General features: G+C 71.8%; 19 protein-coding genes. 2 read left to right on the top strand and 17 right to left on the bottom strand.

Translation table 11 applies throughout. The features are described from left to right. Window positions 1-37 precede the first annotated feature (37 nt). The 12 genes from pth to ACRQ4B_RS06710 all read right to left on the bottom strand — a co-directional run bounded on the left by pth (window position 38) and on the right by ACRQ4B_RS06710 (window position 13,463). Entirely contained in the window at window positions 38-622 is a 585-nt protein-coding gene (gene pth / locus ACRQ4B_RS06765) for an aminoacyl-tRNA hydrolase (RefSeq protein ID WP_439693925.1), read from the bottom strand. A gap of 44 nt (window positions 623-666) precedes the next feature. After that, window positions 667-1,299, bottom strand: a complete 633-nt coding sequence (locus ACRQ4B_RS06760; RefSeq protein ID WP_439693924.1) for a 50S ribosomal protein L25/general stress protein Ctc — start codon at window positions 1,297-1,299, stop codon at window positions 667-669. Between the two features lie 279 nt (window positions 1,300-1,578). Beyond that, window positions 1,579-2,988 (bottom strand): RbtT/DalT/CsbX family MFS transporter, encoded by a 1,410-nt coding sequence (locus tag ACRQ4B_RS06755; protein ID WP_439693923.1) that lies wholly within the window; start codon window positions 2,986-2,988, stop codon window positions 1,579-1,581. Window positions 2,989-3,423: 435 nt separating this feature from the next. Then, window positions 3,424-4,452, bottom strand: coding sequence for a hypothetical protein (locus tag ACRQ4B_RS06750; protein WP_439693922.1), 1,029 nt, complete (start codon window positions 4,450-4,452; stop codon window positions 3,424-3,426). A 17-nt stretch (window positions 4,453-4,469) separates the two neighbouring features. Continuing rightward, window positions 4,470-5,825 carry a D-mannonate dehydratase ManD gene (manD, locus tag ACRQ4B_RS06745; protein WP_439693921.1) on the bottom strand — a complete coding sequence of 452 codons (1,356 nt, stop codon included), beginning with the start codon at window positions 5,823-5,825 and terminating at the stop codon, window positions 4,470-4,472. Further along, window positions 5,822-7,105, bottom strand: coding sequence for a mannitol dehydrogenase family protein (locus ACRQ4B_RS06740; protein WP_439693920.1), 1,284 nt, complete (start codon window positions 7,103-7,105; stop codon window positions 5,822-5,824). Before ACRQ4B_RS06740 ends, manD begins: the two co-directional genes overlap by 4 nt. Further along, a complete protein-coding gene (locus ACRQ4B_RS06735) occupies window positions 7,102-7,989 on the bottom strand; it encodes a sugar phosphate isomerase/epimerase family protein (protein WP_439693919.1) in 888 nt (295 codons plus the stop codon). Before ACRQ4B_RS06735 ends, ACRQ4B_RS06740 begins: the two co-directional genes overlap by 4 nt. Next, window positions 7,986-9,176 (bottom strand): Gfo/Idh/MocA family oxidoreductase, encoded by a 1,191-nt coding sequence (locus ACRQ4B_RS06730; RefSeq protein WP_439693918.1) that lies wholly within the window; start codon window positions 9,174-9,176, stop codon window positions 7,986-7,988. Before ACRQ4B_RS06730 ends, ACRQ4B_RS06735 begins: the two co-directional genes overlap by 4 nt. Continuing rightward, on the bottom strand, window positions 9,173-10,009 hold the full coding sequence (locus ACRQ4B_RS06725; protein ID WP_439693917.1) for a sugar phosphate isomerase/epimerase family protein: 837 nt from the start codon (window positions 10,007-10,009) through the stop codon (window positions 9,173-9,175). The genes ACRQ4B_RS06730 and ACRQ4B_RS06725 overlap by 4 nt, the downstream gene beginning before the upstream one ends. Window positions 10,010-10,114: 105 nt before the next feature. Continuing rightward, a complete protein-coding gene (locus ACRQ4B_RS06720) occupies window positions 10,115-11,077 on the bottom strand; it encodes a carbohydrate ABC transporter permease (RefSeq protein ID WP_439693916.1) in 963 nt (320 codons plus the stop codon). Then, window positions 11,074-12,105, bottom strand: coding sequence for a carbohydrate ABC transporter permease (locus ACRQ4B_RS06715; protein ID WP_439693915.1), 1,032 nt, complete (start codon window positions 12,103-12,105; stop codon window positions 11,074-11,076). Before ACRQ4B_RS06715 ends, ACRQ4B_RS06720 begins: the two co-directional genes overlap by 4 nt. After that, window positions 12,105-13,463, bottom strand: a complete 1,359-nt coding sequence (locus ACRQ4B_RS06710) for an ABC transporter substrate-binding protein (RefSeq protein WP_439693914.1) — start codon at window positions 13,461-13,463, stop codon at window positions 12,105-12,107. The genes ACRQ4B_RS06715 and ACRQ4B_RS06710 overlap by 1 nt, the downstream gene beginning before the upstream one ends. A gap of 153 nt (window positions 13,464-13,616) precedes the next feature. On the opposite strand from ACRQ4B_RS06710, the gene ACRQ4B_RS06705 reads away from it, so the two are divergent. Continuing rightward, window positions 13,617-14,660, top strand: a complete 1,044-nt coding sequence (locus tag ACRQ4B_RS06705; protein WP_439693913.1) for a LacI family DNA-binding transcriptional regulator — start codon at window positions 13,617-13,619, stop codon at window positions 14,658-14,660. An 11-nt stretch (window positions 14,661-14,671) separates the two neighbouring features. Beyond that, window positions 14,672-16,111: a glucuronate isomerase gene (gene uxaC, locus ACRQ4B_RS06700; RefSeq protein ID WP_439693912.1), complete on the top strand. Its 1,440-nt coding sequence runs from the start codon at window positions 14,672-14,674 to the stop codon at window positions 16,109-16,111. Window positions 16,112-16,237: 126 nt separating this feature from the next. Here the strand turns inward: uxaC and ACRQ4B_RS06695 are convergent, their stop codons facing one another. The 5 genes from ACRQ4B_RS06695 to ACRQ4B_RS06675 form a co-directional block, all read right to left on the bottom strand. Beyond that, the gene (locus ACRQ4B_RS06695; protein WP_439693911.1) at window positions 16,238-17,035 is read right to left on the bottom strand and encodes a sugar phosphate isomerase/epimerase family protein; all 798 of its coding nucleotides are present in this window, start codon (window positions 17,033-17,035) and stop codon (window positions 16,238-16,240) included. Between the two features lie 65 nt (window positions 17,036-17,100). Then, entirely contained in the window at window positions 17,101-17,478 is a 378-nt protein-coding gene (locus ACRQ4B_RS06690; RefSeq protein ID WP_439693910.1) for a type II toxin-antitoxin system death-on-curing family toxin, read from the bottom strand. Next, entirely contained in the window at window positions 17,475-17,678 is a 204-nt protein-coding gene (locus ACRQ4B_RS06685; RefSeq protein WP_439693909.1) for a ribbon-helix-helix protein, CopG family, read from the bottom strand. Before ACRQ4B_RS06685 ends, ACRQ4B_RS06690 begins: the two co-directional genes overlap by 4 nt. A gap of 62 nt (window positions 17,679-17,740) precedes the next feature. Next, the gene (locus ACRQ4B_RS06680; RefSeq protein ID WP_439693908.1) at window positions 17,741-18,439 is read right to left on the bottom strand and encodes a response regulator; all 699 of its coding nucleotides are present in this window, start codon (window positions 18,437-18,439) and stop codon (window positions 17,741-17,743) included. Then, a complete protein-coding gene (locus ACRQ4B_RS06675) occupies window positions 18,436-19,740 on the bottom strand; it encodes a sensor histidine kinase (RefSeq protein ID WP_439693907.1) in 1,305 nt (434 codons plus the stop codon). The genes ACRQ4B_RS06680 and ACRQ4B_RS06675 overlap by 4 nt, the downstream gene beginning before the upstream one ends. Window positions 19,741-19,843 lie beyond the last annotated feature (103 nt).

Here is a 19,843-nt window from a genome sequence, read left to right as displayed (position 1 = left end):
GTCCCCCAGTTCGGGGACCATGCGGCGCCGGGGCGGATCAGGACGGAGCGTGGATGCGCTGCTGCGCCGCGAGCAGGCCGAGGTCCGCGATCGCCTCGACCGCGTCGGCGCCGTCGGCGAGCAGGTTCGGCAGCGTCTTCTTCTCGGTCGGCGAGAAGTCGCGCAGCACGTAGTCGGCGGGGTCCTGGCGCCCAGGGGGTCGGCCGATGCCGATCCGCACGCGGGCGAACTCGTTGGTGCCGGTCGACTTGATGATGTCGCGCAGCCCGTTGTGCCCGCCGTGCCCGCCGTTGCCCTTGAGGCGCACGGTGTCGAACGGCAGGTCCAGCTCGTCGTGCACGACGACGAGCGACTCCGGGGTGGCGCTGTAGAACCCGAGCACGCTCGACACCGGGCCGCCGGAGGTGTTCATGAACGAGCCCGGCTTGGCGAGCACGAGCTTCGGGCCACCGGGGACCAGACGCCCCTCGGCGACCTGGTTCGGCGTCTTGTGCTTCTTGAACGTCGCGCCCATCCGGGCGGCGAGTTCGTCGAGGACCATCTGGCCGACGTTGTGACGGTTCCCCGCGTAGCCGGGCCCGGGGTTCCCGAGCCCGACCACGATGAGGGTGCCGGTGGTCATGCGCACAGCGTCACAGCGTCGACCAGGTGTCCGCGAAGGGGGTGTTACTCGCCGTCGACCGGGGCGGAGCCGCCCTCGGCACCGGCTTCGGCGCCGGCCTCGGCCGCTGCCTCGTCGGCAGCGTCGTCGTCAGCGGTGCCACGCGGGGTGACGATCGCGACGACCAGCGCCTCGGGGTCGGTCTCGAGCTCGGCGCCCTCGGGGAGGGTGAGCTGCGAGGCGTGGATCTGCGTGCCGTCCTCGAGGCCCTCGACGTCGACGACGACGTGCTCGGGGATGTCCGTGGCGAGCACGAGCAGCGAGATGGTGTTCAGGTCCTGTACGTGGATCGTGCCGGAGAAGGACTCGCCCTCGACGACGACGGGCACGTCGACCGTGACCTTCTCGCCGCGGCGCAGGACCACGAGGTCGATGTGCTCGATGATCTGGCGCACCGGGTCACGCTGGACGTCCTTGACGAGGGCGAGCTGGGCCGCACCCTCGATGTCGAGGTCGACGACCGCGTTGGCGGTGCGGACGAGCAGCATGGTCTCGTGGCCCGGCAGGGTGATGTGCTGCGGCTCGGTGCCGTGACCGTAGACGACCGCGGGGATCTTGTCGGCGGCGCGGAGCTTGCGGGCAGCGCCCTTGCCGAACTTGGTGCGGACTTCCGCTGCGAGCTTGGTGTAGTCGGCCATGATGTCTCCTGGTCTCGGGGGCGACACCGGGGTGCCGGCATCGTGGGGTCTGTGGTGTTGCAACTCGAACGCGTACACGCGTGAGGAACGCTCCCAGGACTGGGCCGGCTCTCCCACCGCGTCGATCACGGCCGCGCATGCGCGGCCCTCGCCGAAGTCAGTCACCGAGTCTAGCAGCACCGGTCCGGGCGTGTCGGCCCACGTCCTGGACGTGGACACAGGTCGGCCAGGAGGCGCGTGGCGGGGCCGCCCCGCGCCTCCAGGCCGGCTGTTCGTCGCCTAGTGACCGGCAGCCTCCGCGTCCTTCGGCAGCTTCAGGAAGGACAGCACGACGAAGGCGACGGCGTAGAGGGCGACGAACGCCCAGACCACGCCGCCGGGTCCGCCCCACGGCAGGACAACGCTCACGACCGCGTTGCCGAGGAAGGTCGCGCCCCCGGCGGCGGTCGCGTACATCGCCATCGCCGCACCGCGCCGTTCCTCGCCGGCGAAGGCCGGGACGACCGCGCCCATCGGCGTGAACCCGGCGAGCATGATGCCGAACACCGTGCCCGCAGCGGTCGCCAGCCAGAAGCCCCACTCGGAACCGGCGGGCACCAGGTGCGGCACGTACCACCAGGCGAGCAGGCCGACCGCCGAGGCCGCGATGCCGAACCACTTCACGGTCCGGATCCAGCCGATGCGGTCGCCGAGCGCACCGAAGAAGGCGTTGAAGAGGATGTTGCCGGCGTACACGATGACCGTCATCGTCAGCCACTTCGACTGGCCCCAGCCGAGCTCGGTGCCGATGATCGCCGGCATGATCACGAACATGCCGAACTCCGGCGCCGTGTTCACGAGCCGGATGACGACCGCGAGGAGCACCTTCGGGCGCCGGACGCACACCTCGATGCCGGAGGCGAGCACCCGGGCGGCGGAGGATTCGCGCGGCGCGATGCGGAAGAGCCCGGTGGGCTCGTGCACTCCGAAGCGGACGATCACCCAGCCGACGACGGCGAACAGGAGCGACAGCGCCATCGACCAGGTCTCGCCGAGCGAGCCCCCGCCGAACGCCGGGATGGTACCGATCGCGACGAGCGAACCGAGGGTCGGCAGGCCGCCGGTGAAGACCACGTAGAACCACCCGACGGCGGTGGCGTTCCGCTCGCGGGCGACGGTGTGGTTGATCCAGCACAGGAACGCGAACGCGAACAGGGGGAAGCCGAGCCCGCGGAGGAAGTACGTCAGTGCGATGAGCCCGACGGACTCGGTCGGCAGCGCGGCGAGGAACGCGACCTGGAACACCACCCAGAGGGCGGCACCCAGGGTCATCACCCGGCGGGGGCCCCAGAGGTCCGAGAGGACACCGGCGAAGTACGACGCCACGAGGACCGCGACCCCGTAGATGCCGATGATCATCGCGGCGCTGTCCGTCCCGCCGCTCCCGAGCACGCCGGCGATGTGCGGGGCGATGAAGTTCGACTCGATGCCGTCGCCGGTCATGAAGACGAGGACACCGAGGAAGCCCCAGCGGAGCGGGTGCGGGATGCCGAGGCGGGCGAGGAACGGGGCGCGCTGCGCGGTTGGCGGTGGCGCGGTGGTCCCGGCCGCGGGTGCGGGTGCGGGCCCTTCTGCGGGTGCGCCTGCGGGGGCGTGCACGCCGTTCGGCGGGGTCAGGGTGCTGGTTCGGTTGGTGCGGGGTTCCGACATGGGGTCGTCTCTCCTGGTGGGCCCCCGGAGTGCTCGACCCGCATCGCGGCATTCTCCGGGGTGCGCCGCGCACCGGTGACACCGCCCGCGCGGAGGCTGCGGGTGGCGATCGTCGGCGATGATGTGGGTCCTGAACCCGGGCCGCCCGGTGCTGCTGCGGGGGTCGTGCCCGGCGGACCATCGCCGGCCCGAAGCATGGTGCCCGAGATTAGACCGCTCCAACGCAGCGCGTCAAGAACGACAACTGTTGGGTAACGATCCGGCCGGCGGGGCCGTTCCGCGCGTAGGAGGTCGTTCCGCGCGGAGGAGGTCGTTCCGCGCGTAGGAGGTCGTTTCGGGCATAGGAGGTCGTTTGTTTCGACCCGGTATGCGCGATTCCGCTTTCCATCGCGGCCGTTGTGGGAAGGAACGTGCGCCAGACGAGCCGCGCGGGCCCTACGCCCGGCCTCGGTGGGCGTCCCGGGCAGCGGTGAGCGCCGCACGTGCCCGATCGCTCGCTGCCTCAGCCTCGTCCCGGAGGCGACCGAGTCGTTCGACCTCGGCGGTCGCGTCCGCCAGCGCGCGCTCGAGTTCGGCGCGGTGGTCCTCCGCGGTCTGCAGGTCGTCCTCCGCGCTGTCGAGCGCGGCGTCGGCCTCCCGCGAGGCGGTGCGCGCCTCCGACTCGGCCCGGCGCGCGGCGCGGCGCTCGGCCGCCGGGTCGGTCTTCGGCTCGCGGACGGGCGGTGACGATCCGGACTGCGGCGACTTCCGCTCCGTTTTCGGCGCGGCGCCCGATCCGGGCTCGTCGTTCGTCTCCGGCGCGGCGTCCGTCCCCGCCCGCACCGCCTTCCGCGCGGCCGTCGGCGTCGGCGTCAGCTCCGGGTCCGGCTCGGGTGCAGGCCTGGAGGCGCGGCTCGCCACCCGCGATCGCCTCCCCTGTTCGATCGGGATCGGCGCAGCACCGCTCCCCGACCAGGCATCCGGCACCGCATCCGGGTCGGCGAGTGCTCCGTCGAGGTCCACGTCGTCGAACCCCGCGCTCTCCAGTGGGCGGACGAGCAACCCGGAGCGGACGGCCGCGCCGGCGTGCGGGTCGACCATCGCCGCCTCGATCGTGGCGCGGACCTGGTCGAGGACGGCCGCCGTCGCGGGGTGCCCGGCGTCCGACGCGAGGTCCGCCCCGGCCTGCGCCAGGGCCTCGACCACGCCGGCGCGCTGCCGCCGGAGCGTCCGGATCGCGTCCGGGTCGGCGGTCGCCTGTGCTGCGCGGATCGCCGGTCCGAGGTCGACGGCCTCGTCCAGCGCCCCCTCGTGCGCCAGCAGGTCGATCACCCACGCGGCCGGTGCCGGCTTCCGGAGCTTCCCCACCGCGGTGGCGAGTGCACGGTCGTCCTTCCGGATCGCCCGCTGGCGGGCGGTCCGCTCCGCGACGAAGTCCGCGGGCGCGACGAGGAGCAGTTCTCTCGCCACGTCCGCGAACCCCATGCGGCCCAGCTTGCCCGCTACCAGTCGTGGACGGTGCCGTCGGCGAGCCGGTTGAACGGCAGGTAGGCCTGCTCGTAGGGGTACTTGCCGGCCTCGTCGACGTCGAGCGACACCCCGAGGCCGGGCTCGTCGCCCGGGTGCAGGTAGCCGTCGGTGAACGTGAAGGTCTGCCGGAACACCTGGTTCGTCTTCGGCCCGTGCTGCATGTACTCCTGGATGCCGAAGTTGTGGATCGCGAGCCCGAGGTGCATCTGCGCCGCCAGGCCCACCGGGGAGATGTCGGTCGGCCCGTGGAACCCGGACTTGATCTGGTACATCGCCGCGTAGTCCATCGTCTTCTTCAGCGGGGAGATGCCGCCCATGTGCGTGACCGCTCCGCGCACGTAGTCGATGAGCTGGTCGCGGATGATGTCCTTGAAGTCCCAGATCGTGTTGAAGACCTCGCCGATCGCGAGCGGCGTCGTGGTGTGCTGGCGGACGAGCCGGAGCGCTTCCTGGTTCTCCGCCGGGGTGCAGTCCTCGAGCCAGAACAGGTCGTACGGCTCGAGGGACTTGCCGAGCTTCGCGGCCTGCAGCGGCGTCATCCGGTGGTGGCCGTCGTGCAGCAGTGGCAGCTCGGGGCCGAACTCGTTCCGGACGGCCTCGAACACCGTGGGCACGTGCCGCAGGTAGGCACGGGTGTCCCAGTCCTCCATCGCGGGGAACGCGCCGCGCTGGGCGGGCTCGAAGTCGTAGCGGACCCCCTCGTTGCCCGAGGTCGTCTTGTTCGACGCGATGCCGTAGATGCTCTCCAGGCCGGGGACCCCCGTCTGCACGCGGATCGACCGGTAGCCCTCGGACTGGTGCTCGCGGATGGAGTCGAACAGCTCGGGCAGCTCCTTGCCCGAGGCGTGTCCGTACGCCATCAGTCCGGTGCGCGACGCCCCGCCGAGCAGCTGGTAGACGGGCATCCCGGCGACCTTGCCCTTGATGTCCCAGAGCGCCATGTCGACGGCGGCGATCGCGGCCATCGTCACCGGGCCCCGACGCCAGTACGACGAACGGTAGAGGAACTGCCAGGCGTCCTCGATGCGGCTGGCGTCACGCCCGATCATCAGCGGCACGACGTGCTCGGACAGGTACGCCGCGGCGGCGAGCTCACGCCCGTTCAGCGTGGCGTCGCCCAGGCCCGTGACGCCGTCGACGGTCGTGATCTTGAGCGTCACGAAGTTACGGTTCGGGCTGGTCACGATGACCTCGGCGCGCTCGATGAGCTGGCCGCGGTCGGTGGAGGCCCAGGTGTCCGGGCGGCCGGCGGTCGGATCGGTGGCCGGCCCGCCGTCCGATGCCCCGGGGACGGGCGCCGCGGGGTTCGTGGTGCTGGTGTCGGTCATGCGTGGACTCCTTCGTCGGAGGGCTCGCGGGCGGCTGCCGCGGCGGTGCGGATGCGGTCGGCCGCGGCCGTGACGGCAGCGACCACGGGTGTGGTGTCGAGGTCGGGGGCGATCACGGCCAGGACGTCGTGCACGTCCGAGTCTGGCCCGGGTGCCCCGGCGTCGGCCACCAGTTCGGGCTGGGTCGTGCAGTGCAGCCACCAGGCGGCGATCGCCGACGCGGCTCCCGGGCCGACGTCGGCGGAGGGGTCACGGGCCAGCCGTCGTCGGACCACGTCGACGACGCGGACGGGCAGCTTCTCGGACCCGCCCGAGGCGATCTGCCGGAGGGTGTGCCGGATGCGGGGGTTCGCGAAGCGCTCCACCAGGGCAGCGCGGGCTGCGGCGACCTCGGCCTCAGGCAACGGGAGCTCGCGAGCGGCCTCGTCCCAGAGCTGCTCGACGGCGCTCCGGCACACCGGGTCGTCCATCGCCTCGGCCACGGTCTCGTGCCCGAGCTGCAGGCCGAGGTAGGCGAGGAGCGAGTGCGACCCGTTGAGCAGCCAGAGCTTCCGCTGCTCGTACGGCGTGACGTCGTCGACGACCCGGACGCCGGCGGTCTCCCACGCGGGCCGGTCGATGCCGTCGAAGGCGTCCTCGAGCACCCACTCGGCGAACGGCTCGGTGACGACGGGCACCCGGTCGCCGTCGAGCGCGCCCGGCAGCCCGGCGGCTTCGGTGACGTCGGCGTCGGTGGTGGCCGGCGTGATCCGGTCGACCATCGACGACGGGAACGTCACGTGCTCGTCGATCCAGGCCCGCAGTGCCGGGTCGGTCACGGCGGACACCACCGCGTCGCGGAGGACCTCGCCGTTGTGCGTCAGGTTGTCGAGGCTGACCAGGGCGATGCGCCCGGACCCCGCGGCCCGCCGGGCGTCGAGCCCCGCGACCAACCGGGCCGACACGTCGGAACCGGCACGGTATCCCTGCTCGGTGACCGTCAGCGTGACGACGGTCGTCTCCGGGGACGCGAGCACGCGCCTCCAGGCCTCGTCGTCACTGCCCGGGTGGGCGGCCACGATCGTGTCGACCACCTCGGCGGTGTCGCCGGTCGCGGCACGGGTGACGAGCGTGTACGCGCCGTCCTGGGCGGTCAGGGCGTCGGCCATGCCGGGCGAGCGGCTCGTGAAGGCGGTGATGCCCCAGGGCTCCCCCGACGCGTGCTGCGTGTACCAGGCGAGGTGGGCGCGCGCGAACGCGCCCACCCCGAGGTGCACGATGCGCGGTCGGCGACCGGTCATGCCGACACCGGGACGAGGGACCGCAGGTACGCCAGGTTGTCGGCGGTGCGGGCCTCGAGCGGGAGGTCGGTGGAGAAGTCCTCGATGGTGACCCAGCCGTCGTAGCCGACCTGGCGCAGCGCGTCGAGGTACTCCGACACCGAGGCCTGGCCGGTGCGCAGCGGCGCCCACTCGTTCTGCCAGATCGTGCTGCCGTCGCCGCGGGTGTCCCCCGTGTCGACCCAGCGGGCGTTCTTCACGTGGGCGTGCGCCAGGTAGGGGCCGAGGAGCTCGAACGCCGCCAGGTGGTCCTCCTGCCCCTCGATCACGAGGTTGCCGAGGTCGTGGATCACCCCGACGTGCGCGGGGTCCAGGCCGTCGACGAGCCGGAGCGCCGCGGATGCCGAGGGCGTGATCGTCATGTGGTGGAGCTCGACGAGTGCCTTCACCCCGAGTTCCGTCGCACGGCCCACCGCCCACTCGAGGTCGGCGCGGGTCCGGTCGAAGATCTGCGCGTAGGTCTCCCCGGTGCGCTCCTTCTCCTGCCGGTACATCGGCATCGAGACGCGGACCTGTCGGGCACCGAGCTCGCTCGTGACCCGGAGCATCGTGTCGACGCCGTCCCGGTTCGACGCCTGCTGGTAGCCGCCGATGCCGGAGTACTCGAGGCCGGCGGCGTCGGTGATCCGGGCGATCTCGCCGACCTGGTCCGCGATCCCGGTGAACTGCCACGTCGACTTGTTGCCCGCCCAGAACGAGCGGCCGGCCGGCACCTCGGCGCCGTCGGCGGGGCGGTCGTCGACGACGCGCCACTCGATGCCGTCCCAGCCCTGGGCGGCCAGGGTCGAAGCGGCCTCGGACGGAGTCCAGTCGGGCGTCGAGGCGGTGAACACGGAGAACTTCATCGGACTGCTCCTTCGTGGGCGCCCACCACGGGCACCACGTCGTCGTACTTGCCCTCGATCACGTCGTCGATCCGGACGGGCTGTCCGAGCGTCGCGCTGACGTAGAGCCCACGGACCGTGGCGAGCGAGACGAGTGCCGCGTCGACGGTGACTCCGGGCTCGCGCCCCTCGCGGATCGCGGCGACGATGTCGGTGTACTGCCGACCGTGCCCGGCGGCGAAGTGGTCGGGTTCGGCCGGACCGCCGACGACGTGCTCCGGCGGGACGACCTGGTCCTTCTGGTCGACCGCACCCTCGACCGCCGAGGCGTTCGCGGTGGTGGAGGCCGACTCGAGCGTGGCGCTGTCCGGTGCGATGTGGAAGTACGCGAGCCGGTCGTCGTCGACGATCGCGGACCCGTGCGTGCCGTGGACGGCGTACCGGGCGGAGAGCCCGGGGTAGGCGGCGGTGGTGCAGTGGATCACACCGAGCGCGCCGCCGGCGAACCGGACGGTCGCGACGGCGGTGTCCTCGACCTCGATGCGGTCGTGTGCGAGGAGGCCGGTCTGCGCGGAGATCTCCACCGGGCGGCCGAGCGCCCACACGAGCAGGTCGACGGTGTGCACGCCCTGGTTCATCACCGCGCCGCCGCCGTCGAGCGCCCACGTGCCGCGCCAGTCACCGGAGTCGTAGTAGCCCTGCGACCGGTACCAGGCGACGCTCGCCAGGCCGGAGGTGACGGTGCCGAACCCGCCGTCGTGCGCGGCGGCGGCGACGGCGGCCGAGGCCGGGTCGAAGCGGTGCTGGCTGATCACGCTCGTGACGAGCCCGCGCGAACGGGCCGAGGCGGCGAGCGCTGCGATCTGCCGGGCCCGGGGCATCGTGGTGTCGAGCGGCTTCTCGATGACGACGTGCTTGCCGGCGGCCAGGGCGGCCTCGGCGAGCTGCACGTGCATGCCGGACGGCGAGCAGATCGCGACGACGTCGATGTCGGTCTGCGCGATCGCCTCCTCGATGGTCTCGGTGGTGATCGGCCGCGCGACGCCCATCGCCTCGATCTCGTCGGCGGCGCTGGTGGCGGCGGCGGGGATCGCGTCGACGAGGGCGACGACCTGCAGGTCCGGGTGGTGGACGGCGACCTTGGCGTGGTGGCGTCCGATGACGCCGGCGCCGACGACGGCGAGTTTCAGGGGGGTTGCTTCGGTCATCGCAGGGTGACTCCGATCTGGTCGGTGAGCGTGCGGAGGGCGCGGCCGGCGCGACCGAAGGCCGCGGGGCCGGAGAACCCGCCGAGGTTGGTGAAGTCGCTGAGGTGCGGCTCGAGGGAGGCGTAGCCGGAGTAGCCGGCGTCGCGGAGCGCGGTGAGGGTCTCCAGGAGTTCGCCGTCGCCCTCGCCCGCGGGCACCACGGACGAGTCGGCAGCGAGGGCGTCCTTGACCTGCAGGTAGTCGACGTACGGGGCGAGCTGCGTCCAGCCGTCGGTGAACGGTCGCACGCCGCACTGGACGTAGTTGGCGTTGTCCCAGGCCAGGCGGAGCGCCGATGACCCGACGCTCTCGACGATGTCGAGCACACGCGAGGGGACGTCGCCGTAGATGTCCTTCTCGTTCTCGTGCAGCAGGGTGACGCCCTCGCGCTCGGCGAGGTCGGCCAGGGCCCGCATCCGGACGAGGACGTCGTCGCGAACGTCCTCCGGCGCACGGCCCTCGAAGTAGAACGAGAAGATCCGGATGTTCGTCGTGCCGAGGGCGTGGGCCGCCGCGATCGCGCGGCCGAGTCGTTCGACCTCGTGCTCGACGGGCTCGTCGACGGCGACCTTGCCGATCGGCGAGGCGATGGCGGAGACGGTCTGCCCGCGTTCCTCGAACAGGCGGTGGAGGCCGCTGCGCTGGTCCTCGTCGAGGTCGACGACGTTCACCCCCCATGCGCTGCGGACCTCGATGGCGCTGGCCCCCAGCGCCTGGAGGACCGCGACCTGGATCGCGGGGTCGGCGTCGATCTCGTCGCCGAAGCCGGAGAGCTCCCAACTGAGCTGGGTCATTGCATTCCCTTCGTGAGGTGGACCAGGAGACCAGACTGGAGGCGCGGGGCGGGCTGGCACCGCGCCTCCAGACGGTCTGTGGACAAGTCGGCAGACTCCACAGCGTTACTTGACGGAGCCGGCCGTGAGGCCGCCGACGAGGTAGCGCTGGAAGATGAGGTAGAGCGCGACGACCGGCACGGCGCACACGATCGACGCGGCCATCATCTGGCCGTAGATCGGGACGGCGCCGCCCTCCTGGGTGGTGCCGAGGACCTGCAGGACGACCGCGACGGTGCGCGTGTTCGGGGTCGTCATGATCGTGGAGAACAGCACGTCGTTCCAGCCGAGCAGGAACGCGAAGATCGCGGACACCACGATGCCGGGCCACGACAGCGGCAGGACGATCTTCGTGAGGATCTTCGTCGAGGACGCGCCGTCGATGCGCGCCGCCTCCTCCAGCTCCTTCGGCAGGCCGCGGAGGTACGTGACCATCACCCAGGTCGAGAACGGCAGGGCGAAGGTCAGGTAGGTGACGAACAGCCCCCAGCGGGTGCCGATGATCTGCACGCCGGTCGCGCTCGCGATGTTCGAGAACACCACGAACACCGGCAGCAGCAGGAGTGTGCCGGGGATCGACTGGAGTGCGAGGAGCCCGCGGAGGATCGTCAGTCGGCCGAGGAACCGGAACCGGACGAGCACGTACGCCGTCGACACGGCGAGGGCGGCACTCGCGACGGCCACCGCGCCGGCCGTGAGCATCGAGTTCACGAGCCCCTGGCCGAGAGCCACGGTGGACCAGATGTTCACGTAGTTCGACAGCGTGAACTCCGACGGGAAGTACTCGCCGCGGGCGACCGCGACGTCGGAGTTCACCGAGCCGAACAGGATGTAGAGCACCGGGACGGCGATGAAGGCGATGATCACCGCGATCACGGTCACGAGCAGCCAGCGCGGCAGCAGGCGGGTGACGTCGGTGTCGTACGGCCGCTTGTGCCGGCGGCCTCGGTCCCCCGCGGTGATGCTCTCGGTGAGCGTCGCCGTGGGACGGGTGCGGGTCTGGCTGAAGGACGTGCTCGGAGTGGTCATGCGCGTGCTCCGTCGATGTCGGCGGCGGTCGGGGCGGTGGCGCCGGCGAGCGTGGCGCGGTCGGCACGACGCTGCTTCCGGTTGGGTCCGGCGTCGTCACCGGTGTCGAGCTTCACGGCCCGGAGGTAGACGAACAACGGGATCGCGACGATCACGAGCGAGCAGATCGCCATCGCCGCGGACAGGCCGAAGCGGAACGACTGGAAGCTCGCGATGTACGTCAGGACGGGCATCACCTCGACGCTGGACGGCAGCGGGATGCCGAACAGCACGAACGGCAGGGTGAAGTTGTTGATGTTGTGCAGGATCGAGATGATGATCGCGAGCGACAGCGGGCCGCGCAGGTACGGGAAGATGATGTACCGCAGCTTCGCCCACCAGGTCACGCCGTCGAGGGCGGCGGCCTCGTGCACCTCGTTGTCGACGGCCTGCAGTCCGGCGAGGGACAGCAGGTAGACGAAGGGCCAGCTCGTCCAGATCATCACGCCCGCGAGCGCCCAGTACGACGCCGAGCCGTTCAGCCAGAGCACGTCGGTGTGCAGGATCGAGTTCACGACGCCCTGCGGCTGCAGCATGGTCCGGAAGAACGTGCCGACGACGAACGCCGGGAGCACGTAGGGGATGAGGTAGATCGACCGGACGAGCCCGCGGCCGGGGAACCGGTTCTGCGTGGAGATCGCCGCCGCGACGCCGATCGGCACGGTGACCGCGGTGACGAGGACCGACAGGGACACCGAGATCCAGATGGAGTGGAGCAGCGGCGAGTCGGTGAACGCCTCGGCGAAGTTCTGGAACCCGATGAAGGGGGCGCTGAACCACTGGCGGAGCGTGTACTGGTCGAGGTCGAGCATCGCGATGAACACGCCCACCAGGAGCGGCACCACGATGACGGCGAGCATGAGGACCCCGCCGGGCAGGAGCATCCACAGCGGGCGCTCCCGCTTGTAGAGCGGCGTCGTGCCGTGCGGGCGGACCTCGCGGCCGTGCTGCTCGGCCGTGCGCGGCGCGGGGGTCTGGACCTGCGTCATCACAGGCCTCCGTTCTTCTGACGGTTCAGCGTGGACTGGGCGTCCTTCTGCGCGGCCTCGAGCCGTGCCCGGAGTTGGTCGTCGCTCACCCCACCGCTCTTGAGCTGCGGGATGGACTGCACGACGACGTCGACGAGCGACAGCTGGATGTCGGACCAGGCGCCGGTGAAGGCGGTGGGCTTCGAGAGCTTGCCGGCGTCGATGATCGGCTTGAGCTGCGGGTTGGCCGCCGCGAGCTGGGCCGCGGCGTCGGCGTTCGTCGGCAGGTTGCCGAAGAGCTTGTAGTACTCGAGCTGCGCCTTCGGCGTGCTGAGCTGCTTGATGAAGTCGAACGACAGGTCCTGCTTCTTCCCGTAGTCGGCCACGACCCAGTTGTCGCCGGAGAGGATGCTCGCCGCCTCGATGCCGTCCGCCGGGCGTTCGGTCGCGCCGGGCGGGACCGTCGGCAGCAGGGCGAACTCGTACTTGCCGTCGACGGGCGTGTTCTTGAACGAGTTGATCGCGGTCGTGGTCGTCATGGGGAAGAACGCGGCCTTGCCCTCGGTGAACTGCGCGAGCGCCTGGGCGTTGTTCCACCCGATCGCGGCCTTGTCGACGACGCCGTCCTTCGTGACCCAGTCGAAGTAGGTGCGGTAGGCGTTCTGGACGGCCTTGGTGTCGATCTCGGCCTTGCCGCTCTTCGACACGATCGTGTTGCCGGCGTTCTGGGCCATGCCCCAGATGAACTTCCACGGGTCGAAACCGTCGGCGTAGGCGATCGCCATGCCGTGCACGTCACCGCTGGTGGTGGCCTTCGCGTCGGCGGTGAGGTCGTCCCAGGTCGTCGGCAGCTCGGTGATCCCGGCCTTCGCGAGGAGGTCCTTGTTCACCGCCATCACGAACGGTCGGCTGGCGAACGGGATGCCGATCTGCTTCGAGGCGCTCGGGCCCGAGATCCCGAACGACGCCGGGTCGAACTGGTCCTTGCCGCCGATGGCCGCCCACTGCTTCGACCCCATCTCGACGAAGGCGCCGGTGGCGTAGGCGGTGGGGGTGAACGTCGAGCCGATGGCGTAGACGTCGGGGCCCTGGCCGGAGATGACGCTCGTCTGGATGGCGGTCAGCTCCTCCTGCGCGGAGGAGTACGTCTCCCACTGGACCTTCGCGCCGGTGGTGCGCTGGAACTCGGCGGCGACGTCCTGCTGCCACTGCTTGCGTTCCTTGGGGTAGGTGGTGTCCGCGCCCATCATGACGCGGAGGGTGTTCGGGTCGTCACCGCTGCCGTTCACCACGGCGCATCCCTGCAGGGACAGCGCAGTGAGGGCGACCACGGCCACGGCACCGACCAGGGTGCGTGTCCTGAGTCTTCTCGTGCTCATGCGGGGGTTTCCTCCTCGAGACCTCCACCCGGGAGCGACGCTGCGTCCCGGGTGCCGGGCGGTCGGACCCCCGGCGTGACACCACTGTTGCCGCAGTGGCAACATCCGGCAACCGGTTGCCACTTGTTGCCAACCGGTCCTACGTTCGGCGGTGTGAGCAGCGCAGACACCGACACCGCCCGGCGGGTGACCATCCGCGACATCGCCGACGCGACGGGCGTGGCGCCGTCCACCGTGTCGCGCGCGCTGTCCCTGCCGGACCGGGTCGCCCACGCCACGCAGCAGCGCATCCAGCAGGCCGCACGGGAGCTCGGCTACGTCGCCAACTCGCAGGCGCGGGCGCTCACGTCCGGTCGGACCCGCGCGGTCGCCGTGCTGGTGTCCGACATCACGAACCCGTTCTACTTCGACGTCATCCGCGGCACGCAACACCAGCTCGCCGGCGCCGGCTGGACACAGCTACTCGTCGACACCGAGGAGTCGGCGGACGCCGAGATGGCCGCACTCAGCGCCATCGCCGGCAAGGCCGACGGTGCCGTGCTCACCGCGTCGCGACTCTCCGACGCGCAGATCGCCCGGTTCGCCGAGCGCACCCCGCTCGTCGTCGTGAACCGTCGGCCCGAAGGGGTCCCCTCCGTCCTCATCGACACCCCGGGCGGGGTCGAGCAGGCCGTGCAGCACCTGGTGTCGCTCGGGCACCGCGACGTCCTCTACGTCGCCGGTCCCGACAGCTCTTGGTCGAACGAGCGCCGGTGGAAGGCCCTCGTGCGCGTCGCCAAGCGACTCGGCGTGCGGGTCGCCCGCGTCGGGCCGCACGCGCCGTTCGTCGACTCCGGTGCCGCGGCCGCCGACGCCGCCGTGCACGCCGGGGCCACCGCCTGCATCGCCTTCAACGACCTCATCGCGATCGGCATGCTCGCACGGCTCCGGGAGCGCGGCGTCCGCGTCCCCGAGGACATGAGCATCGTCGGCTGCGACGACATCTTCGGCGCCGACTTCTGCAACCCGCCGCTCACCACGATGACCTCGCCCATCGAGCGCGCCGGTCGGGTCGCGATCCGCATGCTGCTCGGCCGCCTCGGCGCCATCCCCGCCGAGGAACTGCCCGGCGAGCACATGAGCGGCGCCGTCGCACTGCCCACCCACCTCACCGTCCGCGAGTCCACCGGTCCCGCGCCCGCCCCGCACCCGTCCTGAAGGAGTCGACGATGACCCAGCTCAGCACCGCCACCCCGCTCGCCCCGCACCCCGACCGGCTCTTCGCCGCCGATCCGGGAGCGCGAGCGGTCGCGCGCACCGTCTACGACGCCGTGAAGGACGCGCCGATCATCTCCCCGCACGGACATGTCGACGCAGCCCTGATCGCGGACGACCAGCCGTTCCCGGACCCCGCCTCGCTGCTCATCACGCCGGACCACTACGTCCTGCGGCTCCTGCACGCGAACGGTGTCGGGCTGGAGGCGCTCGGTCGCGCCGACCTGTCGGGAACCCGTCCCGTGCCTCCGGGCCGCGAGGTCTGGCGACAGCTGGCGGAGCACTGGGACGACTTCCTCGGCACCCCTGTCCGCTACTGGTTCGAGACGGAGCTGCACGACGTCTTCGGGTTGACGGAGCAGCCGTCGGCCGCGAACGCGGACGCCCAGTACGACCACATCGCCGCCCTGCTGGCGTCATCGGCCTTCCGTCCCCGTGCCCTGTTCGACACCTTCGGGATCGAGGTCCTCGCGACCACCGACGGCCCCACGGACGACCTCGCCGCGCACGCGCGGCTCGCCGCCGACCCGACCTTCACCGGCCGGGTGGTCCCCACCTTCCGCGCGGACGCCGTCTTCGACCCGTCGCGACCGGACTGGAGGCACGTGGTCACGTCGATCGGCGAGGCCGCCGGCATCGAGACGGGCACCCACGACGGACTGCTGGCAGCGCTGCGCGCACGGCGCCGCTACTTCATCGAGCACGGCGCGACCGCCACCGACACCGGGGTGCTCGACGCCGGGTCGACGCCGCTGTCCGCCACCGAACGGTCGCGGATCCACACGGCAGCGCTCGCGGGGCCGGACGCCCTCACCGCCGCCGAGGCGACCGCGTACCGGCACGACATGCTCTACCGCTGGGCCGAGATGAGCGTCGAGGACGGCCTCGTCATGCAGCTCCACCCCGGTGTGCTCCGCAACCACCACACGCCCACCCTCGAGCGCTTCGGGCCGGACACCGGTCACGACCTGCCCGCCGTCGGGTCCTTCACCGAGCCGCTGCGGCCGCTGCTGGAGGCGTTCGGCACCGCGCCGGGGTTCCACCTCGTGCTGTTCACCGTCGACGAGACCGTGTTCTCGCGGGAGATCGGGCCGCTCGCCGGCTTCTACCCCGCCGTGTACGCCGGGGCACCCTGGTGGTTCATCGACACCCCGGCGGCGATCGGGCGCTACCGTGCCGCGGTCACCGACTCGGCGTCGTTCACGAAGACCTCCGGGTTCATCGACGACACCCGGGCGTACTGCTCCATCCCCGCGCGGCACGACATGGCGCGGCGGGCCGATGCGGCGTACCTCGCTGGACTCGTCGTCACGCACGAGCTCTCGGAGGAGGACGCCGTCCGGACCGCGCGGCGGATCGTGTCCGACATCCCGAGGGCGACCTTCAAGCTCTGACGGGCGCGCTTCGCGCTTGGCGCTTCGCGCTTGGCGCGCAGGCGCAGGCGCAGCGTGCGAGGTTCCGCGCCTCGTGCGACCCGAGGTGACTCGCACCATGTGCGGGACCTCGCACCGTGCGGAGCCTCAGACGCGCAGTGCCCTCGCCCGCCGGACGAGTCCGACCGAGCGGCGGATCTCCTGCTCGGCGACGACGGGGTCCGGGGACCAGGTGCACTCCAGCGACACGGTGCCGCGGTAGCCGCCCTCGTCCACGGCGTCGAGGAACGACCGCCAGACGTCGTCGCCGCCCTCCGCGCCGAGCGGCCGCCGGCCCCGGTCGCTGAGGTGCACGTGGCCGATGCGGTCGCCGTGCTCCCGGAGCACGTCGAGCGACTCGCCCTCGTTGCGGAGGTGGAACAGGTCGGCGACGACGTCCACGTCCGACAGGTCCGCATCGTCGAGGAACGCCACCGCCTCGGCGAACGAGTGCAGCAGGTTCGTCTCGGATCGGCTCAGCGGCTCCAGCACGATGCGGAGGTCGTGCTCGGCAGCGACGTCCCGTGCCGACCGGACGACCGCGGCGAACCGGCGTCGGGCCTCGTCGTCGCCCATGCCGTCGGGTGCACGACGAGCCGTCCCGGAGCCGAACACGATCTTCGCGCCGGGTTCGGCGACCGAGTGCACGATCGGCAGGACGGCATCGAAGTAGGCCCGCACGGTCGTGGGGCCTGCGGTCAGGAGCGCGAGGTCACCGGGGACGAGGATCGCGAAGGACGAGCAGCGCGCACCGACGTAGGCGTCGTGCAGCGCCCAGCGGCCGTCGTCCCCGGTCCGCACCGCGAGGTTGTCCGCGATGGTCGGTTCGACGTGGTCCGCTCCGGCACGACGGACGGCTTCGGTCAGGGCTGCTCCGGCGACGACGCCGACTCCGGTGAACGACATGGCTGACAGACAACTCCGCGCGGTGTCGTCCCGTGCCTGTTGCCGTTCGTTGCCAGCGGCTCACCTCACCCTCCGGAGACCAGCGGTCGGAGCACCGCCGCGATCTCGTCGACGGCGTCGAGGCGTCCCTCCGCGATGGCGACGATGAGGTCGTACGCCTCGTCGTTGGTCGCGTCGAGCCGGCTGCCGTTCACCCCGAGGAACACGACCAGGAGCATCAGGCCGAGTCGTTTGTTCCCGTCGACGAGCGCGTGGTTCCGGACGACCGAGTGGACCAGCGCTGCTGCCTTCTCGGCGAGTGACGGGTACGCGTCCTGCCCTCCGACCGTAGCGGCTGGTCGCGCGACGGCGGCTTCGAGGAGCCCGACGTCGCGGACCAGGACGCCGTCGCCGAGCGTCCGACGAGCGATGTGGAGTGCCTCGTCGGTGGTGAGCGAGATCACTGGGCCAGACGGTCGAGGGCTTCGGCGAACCGCGGGAGTTCGCGGTCGAGGATGCCGTCGATGAGGTCCGCACGGCTGTGGTGCTCGATGTACTCGCGGATCGCGGCCCGTGCGACGTCTTGCATCGAACGAGACTCGAGGTCGGCGCGCTTCCGCAGCGCGGTGGTCTCGTCGTCGTCGAGTCGAAGAGTCATGGCCATGACCGCGATGGTACCAATCGTGATACCGAGCGCATCGGGGAGTGCTCGCCGAGCGGCCGGGATCACGGCTGCCAGCCGGGGGTGACGAGGCCGGTCTCGTAGGCGAAGACGACGAGCTGGGCGCGGTCGCGGGCACCGAGCTTGATCATCGCGCGGGAGACGTGGGTCTTCGTGGTCATCGGGCTGACGAACAGACGCTCGGCGATCTCGGCGTTCGTGAGCCCGATCGCCACGAGCTGCATCACCTGGCGTTCCCGGTCCGTCAGCACGCCGAGCTCGGGCGCGAGGGAGGACGGCTTGGCGTGGGTCGCGTACGCCTCGACGAGGGACCGGGTCGCCCGCGGGGACAGCAGGGACTCCCCCGCGACGACGGTGCGGATCGCCCGGAGCAGCTCGGCGGGCTCGGTGTCCTTCACGAGGAAGCCCGCGGCGCCGCCCCGGATCGCCTCGAACACGTAGTCGTCCTCCTCGAAGGTGGTGAGGACCACGACGTGCACGTCGGCGAGTGCGGGGTCGGCGGAGATGCGCTGCGTCGCGGCCAGCCCGTCGGTGCCGGGCATCCGGATGTCCATCAGCACCACGTCCGGACGCTCGCGGCGAGCGGCCTCGACCGCGGCATCACCGTCGCCCGCCTCACCGACGACGGCCATCCCGGGCTCGGCCTCGACGAGGGCTCGGAGTCCGGCGCGGACGAGCACCTGGTCGTCGACCAGGAGCACGCGGATCGGTCCCGACGAGACGGGTGGGGTGGTGTCGGTCACGGTCGTCCCTCCGAACCGGCCGGTGCCGGGTCTGGGTCGGTCACGGGGAGGCGGGCACGCACGGTCCACCCGCCGGACGGGTTCGGACCGGCGGACAGGGTGCCCCCGACGGCGGTGGCCCGCTCGCGCATGCCGATGATGCCGTTGCCGGTGGGACCGAGCAGCGGCGGCGCGCCCCCGCCGGGCGGGACGTCGGGCGCGGGTCGGTCCTCCACGGCGAGCTCGACGACGTCGGGACCGATGGTCACGCCGATCGCGACGCGGTGTCCGGGCGCGTGCTTCATGACGTTCGTCACGGATTCCTGGACGATCCGGAAGGCGTTCCGGTCGGTGGCCCCGCCGACGGACGCGGGGTCGCCGACGAGGGCCAGGTCGACGTGGACGCCGGCCGCCCGGGCACGCTCGACGAGCTCCGGCACACGGTCGAGCCCGGGCGTCGGACTGCGTTCGGGTCGCCCGTCGGCCGCGGTGCCGTCCACCGACCGGAGCACGCCGAGGATCGTGCGGAGCTCGACGAGGGCGTCGCGGCTGGAGTCCCGGATGTGCACGAGCGAGTCACGGGTCTGGTCCGGCAGGTCTGCACCGAGGTGCAGGGCGACACCGGCCTGCAGGTTGATGAGCGACATGCTGTGGGCCACCGAGTCGTGGAGCTCGCGGCCGATCCGCACACGTTCGTCGGCCGCGCGCTGTCGGTCTGCCTCGGCTCGTTGCCGACGTCGTTCGCCGACGCGTTCGATCCGCACCCGCGCGAGCTCCGAGACGGCGAGGGTCACGGTCGCCCACGCGATCGCGAGCGTTACCGCGCCCAGGTCGAGCGCCGGCGACCGACCCAGCGCCCAGTCCGCCGTCGGCAGCACCGCGACGGCGACTCCGGCAGCGGCACCGGCCCACCACCGGTGCCCCCGGAGCCACGCGTTCGCGAGCGCCATCGTGAGGGCGGCGACGAAGGGACCCCGTGGACTCACGAGCGCGGCGTACCCGATGGTCGTCGCCAGGGTGACGACCAGGACCGTCCGGGGGGACCGCCACCGCCACGGGAGCACGAGCACACCGGCGACGAGCAGCACGACCGCGGCCGGTCCGACGGTGACCGGCTCGATCCCCGCGGCGACGCCCCGGGCCCAGGGCGGACCGGTGACGGGCCCGCCGGCGGCGACCGGTGCCCACCGTGATGCCAGGAGCGTCCCGGTGATCTGCAGGACGGCGACCGGGACCACCCGGCCGACGCGGGCGAACCGCCCACGATCGAACCGGCGGGGGTCGTCCCCGTCGGTGCCCTCGGTGCGTGGTCCGGCGCGCATGGGTCGAGCCTAGGGTCGGTGCGAGCCCGGGGCATCGGGCGGGAGCGGGACCTGTGGAGTACTCCCCCGGGAGTACGCACCTGTGGAGGACGGACCGACGTAC

This window comes from Curtobacterium sp. SP.BCo (assembly GCF_051903265.1).
Lineage (GTDB): Bacteria > Actinomycetota > Actinomycetes > Actinomycetales > Microbacteriaceae > Curtobacterium.
This window is presented reverse-complemented; position numbering and strand designations above follow the sequence as displayed.

Coding starts and splice junctions, on each gene's coding strand:
- ACRQ4B_RS06720 (WP_439693916.1), bottom strand. CDS start 11,077: ATGACCACTCCGAGCACGTCCTTCAGCCAGACCCGCACCCGTCCCACG.
- pth (WP_439693925.1), bottom strand. CDS start 622: ATGACCACCGGCACCCTCATCGTGGTCGGGCTCGGGAACCCCGGGCCC.
- ACRQ4B_RS06685 (WP_439693909.1), bottom strand. CDS start 17,678: ATGGCCATGACTCTTCGACTCGACGACGACGAGACCACCGCGCTGCGG.
- uxaC (WP_439693912.1), top strand. CDS start 14,672: ATGACCCAGCTCAGCACCGCCACCCCGCTCGCCCCGCACCCCGACCGG.
- ACRQ4B_RS06695 (WP_439693911.1), bottom strand. CDS start 17,035: ATGTCGTTCACCGGAGTCGGCGTCGTCGCCGGAGCAGCCCTGACCGAA.
- ACRQ4B_RS06750 (WP_439693922.1), bottom strand. CDS start 4,452: ATGGGGTTCGCGGACGTGGCGAGAGAACTGCTCCTCGTCGCGCCCGCG.
- ACRQ4B_RS06675 (WP_439693907.1), bottom strand. CDS start 19,740: ATGCGCGCCGGACCACGCACCGAGGGCACCGACGGGGACGACCCCCGC.
- ACRQ4B_RS06710 (WP_439693914.1), bottom strand. CDS start 13,463: ATGAGCACGAGAAGACTCAGGACACGCACCCTGGTCGGTGCCGTGGCC.
- manD (WP_439693921.1), bottom strand. CDS start 5,825: ATGACCGACACCAGCACCACGAACCCCGCGGCGCCCGTCCCCGGGGCA.
- ACRQ4B_RS06735 (WP_439693919.1), bottom strand. CDS start 7,989: ATGAAGTTCTCCGTGTTCACCGCCTCGACGCCCGACTGGACTCCGTCC.
- ACRQ4B_RS06730 (WP_439693918.1), bottom strand. CDS start 9,176: ATGACCGAAGCAACCCCCCTGAAACTCGCCGTCGTCGGCGCCGGCGTC.
- ACRQ4B_RS06725 (WP_439693917.1), bottom strand. CDS start 10,009: ATGACCCAGCTCAGTTGGGAGCTCTCCGGCTTCGGCGACGAGATCGAC.
- ACRQ4B_RS06760 (WP_439693924.1), bottom strand. CDS start 1,299: ATGGCCGACTACACCAAGCTCGCAGCGGAAGTCCGCACCAAGTTCGGC.
- ACRQ4B_RS06755 (WP_439693923.1), bottom strand. CDS start 2,988: ATGTCGGAACCCCGCACCAACCGAACCAGCACCCTGACCCCGCCGAAC.
- ACRQ4B_RS06715 (WP_439693915.1), bottom strand. CDS start 12,105: ATGACGCAGGTCCAGACCCCCGCGCCGCGCACGGCCGAGCAGCACGGC.
- ACRQ4B_RS06740 (WP_439693920.1), bottom strand. CDS start 7,105: ATGACCGGTCGCCGACCGCGCATCGTGCACCTCGGGGTGGGCGCGTTC.